We start from the raw sequence: 14,478 nt of genomic DNA, 5'->3' as shown, positions 1-14,478 counted from the left end.
ATGTAAAGCTAACAATCAAATTAAATAAAATTAAAAGAGATTATGATACGACTTTCTAGACTTTCGAAAATATTGGTTTTATCGTTGTTCACTTTATTTTGTCAACAAGGAATTGCACAATCTTTCGATAATTATAAATGGGAAACCTTGGCCTGTACAGGAGAACCTGCAGCACGACATGAAGCAGCATTTGCTGAAGTTGGCGGTAAATTTTATCTGCTTGGCGGTCGACGTATTCAGGAAGTGTCCATTTTTAATCCTGAAACAAATACATGGACCTCAGGTGCCAAACCGCCAATTGAATTGCACCATTTTCAAAGTTTTTCTTATAAAGGGAAAATTTATATCGTTGGCGCTGCTACGGGGCAATTCCCACACGAAACGCCAGTAGCTACGGCTTATGTTTATGATCCTGCAAAGGACAGTTGGGAAAAAGGGTTTTCGATGCCAGAGAATAGATTAAGATCCTCTACAACCACCAATGTTTATAAGGACAAACTTTATATTTCGGGTGGTATTATTGACGGTCACTGGGATGGACACGTAAGCTGGTTTGATGTTTACGATTTCAAAACAGGAAAATGGGATAAACTTACTGATACACCTCGAGCTCGTGATCATGCTACCTCAGTAGTTTGTAAAGAAAAATTATATGTATTGGGAGGAAGGGTTTCATCAGGCGCTATCGACAAGGTTTTTGAATTAACAATTCCAGAGGTGGATATGTTTGATTTCAAAACTGGACAATGGAGCACATTTGCCAATCCTGTTCCTACACAGCGTGCTGGTATTGCATCAATTTGTATTGGTGATAAAATTTTAGTTACTGGTGGTGAAAATGCAGATCAATTACTAGCACATAATGAAGTTGAAGTTTTAGATACAAAAACCGGAATTTGGAGTACGCTACCCTCTTTGGAGCGAGGTAGACATGGTACACAATTTATTTGGTACAAAAAAGAATTGTATATCGCTTCGGGCTGTGGCCAAAGAGGTGGCGAACCAGAGTTGAAATCGATCGAGCGCTTTAGTGATAAAACGATTAAATAATAGGAAACGTTTAGAAAGAATAACCATAAATAAAATTACAAAATGAATAATACATCCCAAAAACTTTCGGTTTTAGAGAAAGTAGGTTACAGTTTAGGCGACTTTGCAGCCAATTTAATTTTCCAAACTTTGATGACCTTTTTGGCATTTTTCTACACCGATGTGTATAAGATTCCAGCAGGAACAGCCAGTGCAATTATCTTTTTTGGAGGTTTTATTGGTGCCTTTTTTAATATTATAATGGGTGCAGTTGCCGATAGAACAAGAACCCGTTGGGGAAAATTCAGACCTTGGATTTTATGGACTTCTTTGCCATTTGGAATCATCGCTATTTTGGCTTTCTCAACACCAGATTTTGGTCCAGACGGAAAAGTAATTTACGCCTTAGTGACTTATTTCTTGTTGATTTTAGTGTACTCGGCCAATAATTTACCGTATTCAGCTCTAAGCGGGGTTTTGACAGGAGATATGGGACAACGTAACAGTTTGTCTTCGTATCGTTTTGTTGCTGTAATGTTTGCACAATTTATCATTCAAGGATTGTTGTTGCCTTTGGTTTTAATATTGGGTCATGGTGACAAAGCAGCTGGTTTTAAAACAACCATGATGATTTTTGCCATTGCGGGGGTTATATGTTTTATAATCACATTCTTGACTACAAAAGAACGTATTGTTCCTAAAAAAGAACAAGAATCATCAGTAAAACAAGATTTACTCGATTTGTCTAAAAACAAGCCTTGGGTAATCATGCTTTTTGTTACAATTTTGATTTTTGTTACGCTTTCGCTAAAAGGCGGAATGTACATTTATTACTTTAAATATTACTTAGATCCTGTTGCTCAAGCGACGTTTTTGCAGGATATCGGATTTAATAATATGATTGCTGGATTAAATGATTCATTAATCGGAATGGGACTTACCGAGTTTCAATGGCCAAAAGATGCACCTACATCTGCCTTTAGTTTGTTTAATTCTGGTGGGATTTTGTTCATGATTTTCGGAATTATGTTTTCAAAAGGATTGGCTGATAAATTTGGAAAAAGAAACATTTTTATTGCCTTTATATTCTTGTCTGCTTTAAGCTTGGTGCAGTTCAATTTTTATGCGCCTACCTCTATAACGTTAGTTTTTGTTACGCAGATCGTACATGGATTTTTGTACGGAATTACGATTCCGTTACTATGGGCGATGATTGCTGATGTAGCTGATTATAGCGAATGGAAAAACAACCGACGCGCTACTGCGATCATCTTTTCTGCTATGATTTTTGGTCTAAAAGTAGGTTTGAGTATTGGTGGTGCATTGGGTGCTTTTTTATTGTCGAGATACGGTTATGTAGCCGAAGCAGCGAACCAAGCACAATCAGCAATTGACGGAATTAAATTGGCCGTAAGTGTTTATCCAGGATTATTTTTTATCGCAAGTGCCGGTTTGGTATGTTTTTATATGATCGATAAAAAAATGGAAGTGCAGCTAGAAAGTGAATTAAAAGAAAGAAGAAGTAAAAATATAAATTAAATTATTATGCCAGAAGAAAATATCAGTCATATCAATTTTGACGAAATAAACAAAAAAGCAATTTCACAACCGCTAATCAAACACATGTACACCGCAGATCCTTCGGCACATGTTTTTAACGGAAAAATATACATTTATCCTTCTCATGACATCGAAGCGGGAATTCCGTTTAATGACAATGGAGACCATTTTGGGATGGAAGATTACCACGTTATTTCTATGGATAGCCCAACAGGTGAAGCAAAAGATAACGGATTAGCACTACACGTAAAAGATGTGCCGTGGGCCGAAAGACAAATGTGGGCGCCTGATGCTGCTACTAAAAATGGAAAGTATTATTTGTATTTCCCAGCCAAAAGAGCCAACGGAATTTTCCAGATTGGTGTTGCGATTAGCGATTCTCCAGTAGGGCCATTTATTGCTGAACCAGAAGCGATTGAAGGTAGTTACTCTATCGATCCAGCTGTTTTTTGTGATGATGACGGTAGTTATTATATGTATTTTGGTGGAATTTGGGGTGGTCAGTTGCAAAACTATAGAAACAATAGTTATGATGTAAACCACAAAGAACCAGTAGGAAATGAGTTGGCTCTAAATCCAATTATGGCAAAGCTTTCATCTGACATGAAAAGTTTTGACGAATCGGTAAAGGAGCTCGTAATCTTGGATGAAAACGGAAAACCGCTTTTAGCTGGTGACAACGACCGTCGCTTTTTTGAAGCTTCGTGGATGCACAAATATAATGGTAAATATTATTTCTCTTATTCAACAGGAGATACACATTTTATCTGCTACGCTACGGGAGACAATCCTTACGGGCCGTTTACATATCAAGGTCGTATTTTAAATCCAGTAATTGGTTGGACTTCACACCATTCTATTTGTGAGTTCGAAAATAAATGGTATTTGTTCTACCATGATTCTAGTTTGTCTGAAGGAGTTACCCACTTAAGATCGGTAAAAGTAGCGGAAATCACTTATGATGAAAATGGTAAAATCCAGACGTTAGATCCGTATTTGGAATAAAAAGTAAATACGAATGTCTCAACTTTTTAAGTTGATCAATTTTTTGAGCCTATTTGCTGTACGCATCTTTTGGTTCGAATAAAACAATTTGGTTGGTACTGTCAGTATGCGTTGGGTTTTAATTCAGCAATACTGACAGTTTTTAATACGAAAGCTGAGGGTAAACCCATGAGTTTTTAAAAATAAAACAACCAAGATCCTTGCGAAAGCGATGAGGATAAGCAACTACATAAATTTGGGGAAGTATACAATTTCACAAATCATAAAATTACTAAAAAATTAGTGTATTTGTAATTTAGATCCTCAATAATTGGGACTAATTTATGTAATTCGTAGCCAAAAACAACTACTGTTTTGGCTTATATGAAAGCTACTATAACTTGAATAGTTATTAAAAGGAGTACTAACCATAATAATTACAACGTTATGAATTATAAAAATATCTCGGCAGTTTTTATAGCATTTACACTATTTTCTTGCTCCACTACCAAAAAAACTACGCAGTCTCCAAAACCCAAAAATGTAATTCTGCTAATTAGTGACGGAACAGGATTGTCGCAAATTTCGTCCGCATTTTTCTTCAAAGATTCAAAACCCAATTATACTCGATTTAAAAATATTGGACTGATAAAAACATCTTCTGCAGGTCAGGATATAACCGATTCGGCCGCAGGTGCAACTGCATTTAGCTGTGGTGTCAAAACTTTTAATAGCGCGATAGGAGTTGCAAATGATTCTACAGCAGTACAAACAATTGTTGAATTGGCTTCGTCAAAAAATGTGAAGACGGGTTTAATAGCGTCTTCGGCAATTACGCATGCAACACCCGGAAGTTTTTTTGGTCACCAAATTAATCGCGGTATGGGGGACGAAATAGCAGTAGACTTATTAGGTGGTAAAGTCGACTTTTTTGCTGCTGGAGGATTGAAATATTTCACAAAGCGAAAAGACAAACGAAATTTAGTCACTGAATTAACAGCACTAAACTATAAAATTGACACGACGGCTTTAGGGAAATTTGCTCAAATTAAATCAAGCCAAAAAGCGGGTTTTCTTTTAGCAAAAGATCAGATGCCTAAAATGTCTCAATGTAGAGGTGATTTTCTTTCGGATGCAACCGAATTGGGAATCCAATTTTTAAGTAAAGACAATGCACCCTTTTTTATAATGACAGAAGGTTCTCAAATTGATTGGGGCGGGCACGATAACGATGCTCCTTATTTAATTGCCGAATTATTAGACTTTGACAATCTAATTGGTAAAGTATTGGATTACGCCGAGAAAGAGGGTAATACTTTAGTGGTGGTAACTTCTGACCATGAAACAGGTGGTTTCACACTATCTGCAAAAAGAAAAAAGAAAGCAGACGGAACGGAATATGATGATTATAGCAAGGTAGGAACTTCATTTTCTACAGGCGGACACTCTGCTACTTTAATTCCTGTTTTTGCTTTTGGACCAGGATCAGAAGAGTTTAATGGTATTTATGAAAACAATGAAATTTTTTCGAAAATAGTAAAACTTACAGGTTGGGATTCTAAAAAGTAAACTAATAATACCAGTTATAATTTAGTCGGCATAATAGACATACGCTTGAATTCTTATTATTCATTAAGCAATTTTGTTTAATAAAATGTTCACAAGGATTAATTTCGAAAACACATAAAATGAAAAAATCTACAATTTTTATTAAACAAAGGGTACAACAAATTCTTATTAGTATATGTATGACGGCCATGTTTTCATGGTCTGGATATGCGCAACAATCTGAAATTAAATTCCCTCTAAAAGTGGGGGTAAAACCAGAAAGTATTACAAAAGGTTTTAATGACAATTACTATGTTACCCTTATGAACGGGGCAGAGATAGGTGATGGCGAAATACTTGAAATTTCTAAAAATGGCGTAAAAGTATTTGCAAAAGGCTTTGATGAACCCAAAGGTATTGTCTTTCTAGAAGGTCATTTGTATTTATCGGACCTAACTCGAATTTGGAAAGTCGATAGTACTGGTCATGCAAATGTCTTTGTAAAAAAAGAGGATTTCCCCGAAGCAGTTTTGTATTTAAATGATGTTGCAGTTGATGCTGAAAGTAAAGGAATTTACGTAGCAGATATGGGAGCAGTAAAATACATGCGTGACGCAAATAAAGTGCTTTGGCCGCTTGATAGTGAACAGGCAAAGCTGATTCCGCAATTGGGTCGAATTTATCATGTTGATTTGGATGGACATATATCCATAACGCAAGATACGTCTCCCTTGATGTTGAACCCAAATGGAGTAGGCGTGGACAACAAGGGTAATATTATGGTGGGTGCTTTTTTTCTTGGTAATTTTTTAGTGAAACGCGAGGGTAAATTAACTCCATTGAAAGGGCAATTCCGAGGTGCTGATGGAGTAGAGCAAGATAGTAAAGGCAATTATTATGTTAGTAGTTGGACGGCAGGAACAGTTTGGAAAATTGATGGAAAAACCGAAAAAGCAACGGTATTAATTGAGGGTTTAAAATCGGCTGCAGACTTTTATTTAGAAGAGGACAAAGGGCGACTATTAGTTCCTGATATGCTAGCAGGGATGATATATGCCGTTAGTATTGAGAAGTAAAAACTAAATATTTGACTTTTTAATATCCGAATTGATTAATAAATCTAGTAACTAAACCGAATAATATGAAGTTTAAAAATAGTATTCTGATGGCGGGATTCCTGTCAATTTCTTTAAGTAGTACAGCACAGCAGTTCGAAAAACCAACTGTAAACGAAAAAACGGTTTTCGAAGGAAATAAGGAAACAATTGCGGTAGAAGCAGAGCATTTCTATAAACAAAGCAAAAACGAAATCAGACAGTGGTACCGAACAACATCAACAGAAGCTCCGAAAGTAGGTAGAGATGAAGATGAACAACATAATCTTGGAGCGAGTAACAATGCTTATTTAGAAATCCTACCCGACACAAGAGTAACTGCTGAAGATGAACTTATTGTAGGCGAAAATTTTTCGAATGAAGCCGGTCAGATGGGGATTCTTCATTATAAAGTGAATATCAGTAGTCCCGGACGCTATTATGTTTGGGCGCGAATATTTAGTATGGGTGCAGAAGACAATGGACTACACGTAGGCATTGATGGTACTTGGCCAGAACACGGACAACGCATGCAATGGTGCGAAGGGAAGAATGAGTGGACTTGGGGAAGCGCACAACGTAAAGAGTTGATTCATTGTGGTGTTGCCAAAGAAATTTATTTGGATATCGAAAAGGCAGGGATACACGATATCCAGTTTAGTATGCGCGAAGATGGTGTCGAACTGGATAAATTTCTCCTAACGAAAGACATTGATTATGTTCCAAATGGAGAAGGTCCCACAGAAATAAAAAAACAACTTACAGCTCTTTCTTATATTGACGAAATTGGAAAAACTGTGAATGGAACGAAAATCATGAAAGCTATTGATTTTCCTATTGAAAATACCAGTTTTTATGTGGATAATGTATGGCTGGCAATAAATCCTGAAAAACATAAAGAGGCTACGGTCACAACAGATTTTCCTTTTGAAAATGGGGTATACGATATCATTTTTATAGGTGTTGGAGAAAATGATGGACAATCAGGTTTTCAAATGTTAGTAAACGGAAAAGAAGTGGGTAAATATTCTGCTCCTTTGAGTAAGAATTCCTTCGAAGAAAGCATTGAATACAACAAATTATGGAAAAACATTGAACTCAAAAAAAGCGATAAAATAACGGTAATTGCTACTGTAGGAACTGATGGAGCTGAATTTACTCGTGGACGTTGGGGAGGAATTGTATTTGCTCCAAAGTCAAAGGGAAAAGATGTTCTTAAAAATTCAAAAGCATTTTCTATAAAGAAAAACGTCGGATCGGAAACTATTGTGAGTGGATCTGTAACTAATGTCAAAAAATAAAAAACATGATACATAAAAAACAACGTTATCCTCAAATTGCTACGATTCTTTTCGTTTCAACGGTGTTTGCCTTTACAAGTTGTAAAAGTGTAAGCCAAAAAACTTCGTCTGAAGCAGGTTTGAAAAATGCTTCAGAATTTCCAATTGGTACAGCAATTAATGTCAATAAGTTGATAAATGACCAAGCGTTAATGGCTTTGCAGATTTCAAATTTCAATAGTATCACCGCTACTAGCGATATGAAAATGCAGTCGATTTTACCTGCTGAAAACCAGTTTAATTGGAAAAAGGCCGACACTTTATTGTATTACGCCACCAAGCACAACCAACGTCTTTTTGGTCATAACCTTATTTGGCACAGCAGTACACCTAAATGGGTTGAAGAAAAAGGGGCCAAAGACAACATCTGGTTGGGCAAATTTATGAAAGAGTATATTCAAAAATATGTCGGCCGATACAAAGGAAAAGTAGCTGGATGGGATGTTGTTAACGAAGCTTTTGAATCTGCAGGAGGTGAATATAGAAAAACGTTCTGGTACAATAATTTGGGTAAAGAATATATAGCAAATGCCTTTCGATATGCACATGAAGCAGATCCAGACGCCGTGTTGTTTTATAATGACTTCAACATTGAGCGTGATACTACAAAATTAAATGCTGTTTTGAAAATGGTCGAAGACTTTAAAAAAGAGGGTGTACCCATTCATGGTATTGGTTTTCAAATGCACATTCGTATGGATACGCCAGATGAAGCCATTGCCTATTCTTTGAAAAAAGCGGCAGCAACAGGTTTGCAAATTCACTTGTCGGAAGTTGATATTATTTTTAATTCGCACAATGACGAAAGATTAGGTGGTATCGAAAAATATACTTCGGTAACCGATGAAATGAAGCAAGCACAGGCTGAAAAATATAAAAATCTAGTTTTAATGTATCGTAGCATTGTTCCTAAGAATCAGCAATTCGGAATTACAGTTTGGGATTTTACAGATAGAGATTCTTGGATTAAAGGTTTTTTTAATATGAAAGATTGGCCTACCATTTATGATGAAAATTTAAAACCAAAACCTGCTTATTTTGGTTTTCTTGAAGGACTAAAAATGAAAATAGAAAACAAATAATATGAGGTATATCAAAAATAATATTGTGAAGTTTTCGACCCTAGTTTTTTTGCTATTGGTTGTAAAGTCTTATGGCCAAGAAACAAAGGGTAACCGTGAATTTTACAATGCCAAATACGAACCCCAAACCGGAATTTACCACGGTGCTGGTCAGGATAAAAAGGGTTTTAATGATTATGTTAATGCCGTTGGACAAGATAAAATGCCAGCAATTTATATGACGTATGTTAACGTAACGTCATCCGTGAAAAAGATTCAACGTTGGGGGAAAGATTTAAAATATGCCTTGGATAGTTTACCAAAAGGAATGATACCTCAAATAGGTTTGGGATTTACGGGTGGAAAAGATACAGGAGCAGGTTTGGATAAAGAAGTTGCTGATGGAAAATATGACCAACAATTACAAGCATTCTATAAAGTGCTTTTGGAATTAGACAGACCCTCTTTTACCAGAATTGGTTACGAATTTGAAGGCGATTGGAATGGCTATTCTCCTGAGAGTTATAAAAAAATATTTATTACTATTTCAAAAGCTTTTAAAGAGAAAAATATAAAATCGGCTACAGTTTGGTGCTCAGGTGGTGGCTCGGCAGATTTTATAAGTACAGAAAAGTTGATGGAATATTATCCTGGTGACCAATATGTAGATTGGTGGGGTATTGATATTTTTAGCCCTGAAGAATTTGATAACAATGGTTTGCAAAACTTTTTTGATGGTGCTCATGAGCATAAAAAACCAGTGATGATAGGCGAGTGTACACCACGATTTGTGGGTGTAATGGATGGTGAAGTTTCTTGGGATAAATGGTTCAAACCTTTTTTCAAGATGCTGCACGACAATGCAGGGATAAAAGCATTTTGCTACATCAATTGGGATTGGGAATATTGGTCGAATAGAAATGGTTTCCCTTGGCACGATTGGAAAGACGCCCGTATCGAAAAAAATCCATTTGTATTAGAAGCGTATAAAAAAGAAATGGAAAGTCCGTTGTTTATTCACCTTGATAAAAAATAATAAAAATGAAAAGAGTTCTTTTTTTAGTTATTTTTCTAAAATCATTCGTCGGTTTTGCTCAAGAAAACTACGGTATTTCTTCTCAAAAAGACCGACTCAGGCAATATTCGGGCCAATGGGTAAGTGCTATAAATCCTAGTACAGATAGTGTTGCAGAATATCCAGAAATAAAAATGAGTAGTTTGACCAATTTCGATAATCATTCGCTCACGGTTGAAGTTTTACAAAAAGAAAATACCAATAAATACAACCCAATATTGCATGAAATTATAGGTTATGATACGAGTACCAAGTCAATTTTTGCTGCTGGTCATAATGCAAAAGGCGCATTCTTTACTGGAAAAGGCATATTTTCTTCAGAAAATCATTGGACAATGCAAGACAAAGACCTCAATGGTAATAAAACAATGAAGGTTGATTTTAACTTTCAAAATTATACGGATGTTATATTGGAAGGCTTTGATACTAATGAAAAGAGTTTATGGAAAACGAGATACATTAAAAACAATCCTAAAGACAAAAACATTGGTATTCAGCTCGTTTCTGTTCACAAAGAAATGCTTAAAAATCCAGAACAAACCCTAATTCAATTAGGCAGAATGGGGTATAGCTATGTGGAGACTTTTGTATACAAAGACGGTGGTTTTTACGGTCAAAGTCCAATGCAGTTTAGGGCGATGGTTGAAAAAGCAGGGTTGAAATTTTTAGGCTCAATGACCTTTTTCGATCCCGAAGACAAAAACGATGATGCTGCAATCAATGCGTGGTGGAACAAAACGATACAAGACCATAAAATAGCTGGTGTTGAATACCTATCGACTTCAAATAGTAAATTAAAAGGCATCAAGACGATCAAAGAATTGCAAGAGTATTGCAATTATTACAATAAAGTTGGAAAACTCTGCAAGAAGAACGGACTTAAGTTTGTGTATCACAACCATGCCGATGAATTTTTAAAGGTAAAAGGCGTAACCATTTATGATTATTTTCTTCAAAACACCAATCCGGACTATGTCTATTTTCAATCGGATTTGTATTGGATGCACAGGGGAGGAGTTAATCCTATCGATTATTTTAAAACCTATCCGAACCGATTTATTAGTTGGCATGTAAAAGATTATAAAGAATTAGGCGAAAGTGGAAAAATATATTTCAAGGATATTTTCAACTATCAAAAAATAGCTGGAGTGCAATACATCTTGGCGGAAGTGGAAGACTATAATTTTCCGCCTTTGTATAGTGTCGACTTGGCTTGGGAATATATTTATTATGAACTATTGAAATAATCCACCACCGACTGAAAGTTTGCTATCGAAAAAATTTTACGCAAGCTGTATTAACTTTTTTTTGCCACAGATTATAAGAAAGTAGTGGCACTTTGACAAAGCGATGCTAGCTTTAATTTAGATTAAAACCTAAATTATTATCTGCGAAAATCTGCCAAATCTGCGTGCAATTTTTTATCACGCAGATTTTCGCAGATGTAGCAGATTTTAAAAGAGTAAACTAGAGTGAACAATGGTAGCAATAATTAATCAGTATATAATCTGTGGCTATATTTTTTCAAACAGAATCAAAATGAACTACAGCATATCGTTTTAGTTGTGCATGTAACCAATAAAATTAAATTATGAAACCATTTAAAATGAAATACTTTTTGCTAACCCTATGTATCCTTACAATGATAAAAACAAATGCACAAGATCAGTTTCGTGTTTTATTGTTTACCCAGCATGATACCTGGCATTACAACACCATTCCTGTCGCTGTTGAAGCATTCAAAGAAATGGCAGCTGAAAATCAGTTTAAGTTTGATTGGACCCAAAGACCCGATGATCTTATAGCCAAATTGCCCGAATATGATGTGGTGATATTCATGAATGCCAATGCCAATTTTTTACTGCCAAAACACATGGATGCTTTAAAAGCATTTATGAAACGAGGCGGTGGCTTTGTAGGCATACACGGTACGGCAGATGGTGAAAACGATAACGCTTGGTTTGATGGTCTAGTAGGAGCGAAATTTGTAAATCATCCAAAATTACAAGCAGCTATTGTAAACGTCGCCAATCATGATTTTCCAGCAACATGGCATTTACCCAATAAATGGCTTCGTTCTGATGAGTGGTACAACTTTAAAAATATGAACCTTGATAAACTTCATATTCTATTGACGGTTGATGAAGCTTCTTATGATTTCACTGCCGGTTATGATGCGATTCCGTTGAAAGGGATGGGAAAGGCACATCCTATTTCATGGTATCAAGAATATGAAGGAGGGCGATCGTTTTATACGGCTATGGGGCATAAACCAGAATCGTTTAAGGACAAAAACTTTTTAAACCACATTTTTGGCGCTATTTACTGGGCTAAAGGAGATTCAATTAAAAAATAAACTAACAATACGATATGAGAACTAAATCAAAAAAACAGATTTATAATAATTGTCTAAATTTAATGGGCATCAGTTTTCTACTGATTATGAATATGTCTTGCAAGGCGCAGAAAGACCTAAACAAAGCTATAATTGCTAATGGAGCTCAACTTACTTTGGTTGCTGATGGATTCGAATTTACCGAAGGTCCTGCTGCAGACAAAAATGGCGATGTCTATTTTACAGATCAGCCCAATGACCGCATCCTGAAATGGAATGCCAGTGACAATAAGGTTGCAGATTATATGAAACCATCCGGTCGTTCTAACGGACTTTATTTTGATAACAAAGGAAATTTATTGGCTGTTGCCGATGAAAGAAATGAGATATGGTCTATTGATGGAAATAAAAAAGTAACCGTGATACTTGCTAATTTTGAAGGTAAAAAGTTCAATGGTCCCAATGATCTTTGGGTCGATGCCAAAGATGGTATTTATTTTACGGATCCTTATTACCAACGTGCTTGGTGGCAACATCAAGAGCCACAGCAAGCATCAAAAAGGGTGTATTATTTAGCACCAAACACAAAAATACCAACAATAGTAGCCGACGACAACTTCAATCAACCCAACGGAATTATAGGTACTCCCGATGGCAAAACCCTTTATGTTGCAGACGAATCTGGTAAAAAAACCTACTCCTATACAATTGGGAAAAATGGCCAACTTTCGAATAAAAAATTGTTTGCCAATATGGGTTCGGATGGGATGACGATTGACAACCTAGGGAATGTGTATCTAACCGGAAAAGGCGTTACTGTTTTCAATAAAAAAGGGGAACAAATAGACCATATTGCTGTGCCTAAAGACTGGACTGCCAATGTCACTTTTGGCGGGCCAAAGCAAATAACTCTTTTTATTACAGCCTTGGATTCGGTATATACCTTAGCCATGGCAGTACATGGAGTGCGATAAGTATAAGTAAGTAACCAAAAATTTGAAGTAGTTAATTTCAATACATTTTTCTATTAATAAACAAAAAACCATGAAAAAACCAAAGTTCACAGTAAATAAAATGGCCATAATTATGGGTGTTTTATCACTATCATTTACAGCTTGTACTGCTCAAAAAGTGAAAACTACCGCTGTTTCTAAAACAGTAACAACTACTGAAAATGTAACATTAAAAGACGCCTTTAAAAACTACTTTTTATTAGGTAGTGCCATAAATGATGCTATCGTTTCGGGTAAGGATAACGCCTCACAAACAATTATAAAAAGGGAGTTCAATACCGTAACTCCCGAAAATTGTATGAAAGCGGAAGTTGTATGTCCGTCACCAGGAGTTTATGATTTTACATTGGCTGATGCCTATGTTGCTTTCGCCAAAGAAAACAAGATGTTCGTTATGGGTCACACCTTGATATGGCACAACCAAACGCCTGCATGGTTTTTTACGAATGATAAAGGAGCGCCAAATTCACCAGAAGAACAAAAAGAGCAATTACGTACCCACATCAAAGCGGTTGCTGGTCGCTATGCAGGGAAAGTACAAGCATGGGACGTAGTAAATGAGGTTATAGATGATAATGGTAAATACCGACCTACAACATGGGTAAATGGAATTGGTGATGGCGATGAAATGGTTCGATTGGCCTTCAAATATGCAAGTGAATATGCCCCTAACACCGAATTGTATTATAATGATTTCAACGCTTGGCGTCCAGAAAAAAGAGACGGAATCGTTCGCATGATCAAGATGCTTCAAGATGCCGGAGTCAGAATTGATGGTGTTGGGATTCAAGCACATTGGGGATTGAATTTCCCTAAAACAGAATACATTCAACAAGCGATTGATGCTTATGCGGCCCTAGGAATTAAAGTGATGATTACAGAATTAGATGTGGATGTGTTACCAATCACTAAGGAAGGTCAAATAACAGGGAAAAGCATGATGGAGCCTCAGTATCAATTAGAGGAGTTCGAAACCTTTTTAGACCCTTACAAAAATGGTTTGCCGCAATCTGTAGAACAGCAACTAGCAAATCGTTACAAAGAATTCTTTGAAATTTTTGTAAAGAACAAAGATAAAATTAGCAGAGTCACATTGTGGGGACTGCAAGATGGTATGTCTTGGAAAAATGACTATCCAATTCCCAATAGAACAAATTACCCACTTTTGTACAACAGAAATTTTCAACCTAAACTGGCGAGACAGGCTGTATTGGAGACTGTAAAGTAAAATTTAATTGTTGGTGGAAATTTTAATTAAAGTTTTTAGCCTCATAATATTCAACAATGGTTGAATTAATGATAAAGTGGTTTACAGTTTTATATTTATTTCCAAATTAATAAACCTCGAAAATCTTAGTGTTTTCGGGGTTTTTTACGTTTGAATTAAAGATTAAATTTTAAAAAAAATCCACTTTGCGGTTTTCCGTAATCTGTGTGAA

General features: G+C 36.0%; 12 protein-coding genes. All 12 read left to right on the top strand.

Features of this window, described 5'->3' with window-relative positions; translation table 11 throughout:
• Positions 1 to 42 precede the first annotated feature (42 nt).
• The 12 genes from FFWV33_RS17720 (at position 43) to FFWV33_RS17665 (ending at position 14,267) form a co-directional block, all read left to right on the top strand.
• Positions 43 to 1,050, top strand: a complete 1,008-nt coding sequence (locus tag FFWV33_RS17720) for a Kelch repeat-containing protein (protein WP_108742129.1) — start codon at positions 43 to 45, stop codon at positions 1,048 to 1,050.
• A gap of 42 nt (positions 1,051 to 1,092) precedes the next feature.
• Positions 1,093 to 2,568: an MFS transporter gene (locus FFWV33_RS17715; protein WP_108742128.1), complete on the top strand. Its 1,476-nt coding sequence runs from the start codon at positions 1,093 to 1,095 to the stop codon at positions 2,566 to 2,568.
• Positions 2,569 to 2,574: 6 nt separating this feature from the next.
• Positions 2,575 to 3,594, top strand: a complete 1,020-nt coding sequence (locus FFWV33_RS17710) for a glycoside hydrolase family 43 protein (protein ID WP_108742127.1) — start codon at positions 2,575 to 2,577, stop codon at positions 3,592 to 3,594.
• A gap of 426 nt (positions 3,595 to 4,020) precedes the next feature.
• Positions 4,021 to 5,142 carry an alkaline phosphatase gene (locus tag FFWV33_RS17705; RefSeq protein ID WP_108742126.1) on the top strand — a complete coding sequence of 374 codons (1,122 nt, stop codon included), beginning with the start codon at positions 4,021 to 4,023 and terminating at the stop codon, positions 5,140 to 5,142.
• A gap of 119 nt (positions 5,143 to 5,261) precedes the next feature.
• Positions 5,262 to 6,197 (top strand): SMP-30/gluconolactonase/LRE family protein, encoded by a 936-nt coding sequence (locus FFWV33_RS17700; RefSeq protein ID WP_211316277.1) that lies wholly within the window; start codon positions 5,262 to 5,264, stop codon positions 6,195 to 6,197.
• A gap of 65 nt (positions 6,198 to 6,262) precedes the next feature.
• The gene (locus FFWV33_RS17695; RefSeq protein ID WP_159086072.1) at positions 6,263 to 7,516 is read left to right on the top strand and encodes a hypothetical protein; all 1,254 of its coding nucleotides are present in this window, start codon (positions 6,263 to 6,265) and stop codon (positions 7,514 to 7,516) included.
• 5 nt (positions 7,517 to 7,521) lie between these two features.
• Positions 7,522 to 8,637, top strand: a complete 1,116-nt coding sequence (locus FFWV33_RS17690) for an endo-1,4-beta-xylanase (RefSeq protein ID WP_108742124.1) — start codon at positions 7,522 to 7,524, stop codon at positions 8,635 to 8,637.
• Position 8,638: 1 nt separating this feature from the next.
• Positions 8,639 to 9,652: a glycosyl hydrolase gene (locus tag FFWV33_RS17685; protein ID WP_108742123.1), complete on the top strand. Its 1,014-nt coding sequence runs from the start codon at positions 8,639 to 8,641 to the stop codon at positions 9,650 to 9,652.
• 5 nt (positions 9,653 to 9,657) lie between these two features.
• Positions 9,658 to 10,938: a sugar phosphate isomerase/epimerase family protein gene (locus FFWV33_RS17680; protein ID WP_108742122.1), complete on the top strand. Its 1,281-nt coding sequence runs from the start codon at positions 9,658 to 9,660 to the stop codon at positions 10,936 to 10,938.
• A gap of 344 nt (positions 10,939 to 11,282) precedes the next feature.
• Complete coding sequence (locus FFWV33_RS17675) at positions 11,283 to 12,047, top strand: ThuA domain-containing protein (RefSeq protein ID WP_108742121.1); 765 nt, start codon at positions 11,283 to 11,285, stop codon at positions 12,045 to 12,047.
• A 14-nt stretch (positions 12,048 to 12,061) separates the two neighbouring features.
• A complete protein-coding gene (locus FFWV33_RS17670) occupies positions 12,062 to 13,000 on the top strand; it encodes an SMP-30/gluconolactonase/LRE family protein (protein WP_108742120.1) in 939 nt (312 codons plus the stop codon).
• Between the two features lie 70 nt (positions 13,001 to 13,070).
• Positions 13,071 to 14,267: an endo-1,4-beta-xylanase gene (locus tag FFWV33_RS17665; RefSeq protein ID WP_108742119.1), complete on the top strand. Its 1,197-nt coding sequence runs from the start codon at positions 13,071 to 13,073 to the stop codon at positions 14,265 to 14,267.
• Positions 14,268 to 14,478: the final 211 nt, after the last annotated feature.

Source organism: Flavobacterium faecale, assembly GCF_003076455.1.
GTDB lineage: Bacteria > Bacteroidota > Bacteroidia > Flavobacteriales > Flavobacteriaceae > Flavobacterium > Flavobacterium faecale.
The sequence above is the reverse complement of the archived record's forward strand: the minus strand, read 5'-3'. Positions and strand labels throughout refer to the sequence as shown.

Bases quoted from the DNA above. Each gene is read 5' to 3' on its own strand.
- FFWV33_RS17720 (WP_108742129.1), top strand. From the start codon at position 43: ATGATACGACTTTCTAGACTTTCGAAAATATTGGTTTTATCGTTGTTC.
- FFWV33_RS17715 (WP_108742128.1), top strand. From the start codon at position 1,093: ATGAATAATACATCCCAAAAACTTTCGGTTTTAGAGAAAGTAGGTTAC.
- FFWV33_RS17710 (WP_108742127.1), top strand. From the start codon at position 2,575: ATGCCAGAAGAAAATATCAGTCATATCAATTTTGACGAAATAAACAAA.
- FFWV33_RS17705 (WP_108742126.1), top strand. From the start codon at position 4,021: ATGAATTATAAAAATATCTCGGCAGTTTTTATAGCATTTACACTATTT.
- FFWV33_RS17700 (WP_211316277.1), top strand. From the start codon at position 5,262: ATGAAAAAATCTACAATTTTTATTAAACAAAGGGTACAACAAATTCTT.
- FFWV33_RS17695 (WP_159086072.1), top strand. From the start codon at position 6,263: ATGAAGTTTAAAAATAGTATTCTGATGGCGGGATTCCTGTCAATTTCT.
- FFWV33_RS17690 (WP_108742124.1), top strand. From the start codon at position 7,522: ATGATACATAAAAAACAACGTTATCCTCAAATTGCTACGATTCTTTTC.
- FFWV33_RS17685 (WP_108742123.1), top strand. From the start codon at position 8,639: ATGAGGTATATCAAAAATAATATTGTGAAGTTTTCGACCCTAGTTTTT.
- FFWV33_RS17680 (WP_108742122.1), top strand. From the start codon at position 9,658: ATGAAAAGAGTTCTTTTTTTAGTTATTTTTCTAAAATCATTCGTCGGT.
- FFWV33_RS17675 (WP_108742121.1), top strand. From the start codon at position 11,283: ATGAAACCATTTAAAATGAAATACTTTTTGCTAACCCTATGTATCCTT.
- FFWV33_RS17670 (WP_108742120.1), top strand. From the start codon at position 12,062: ATGAGAACTAAATCAAAAAAACAGATTTATAATAATTGTCTAAATTTA.
- FFWV33_RS17665 (WP_108742119.1), top strand. From the start codon at position 13,071: ATGAAAAAACCAAAGTTCACAGTAAATAAAATGGCCATAATTATGGGT.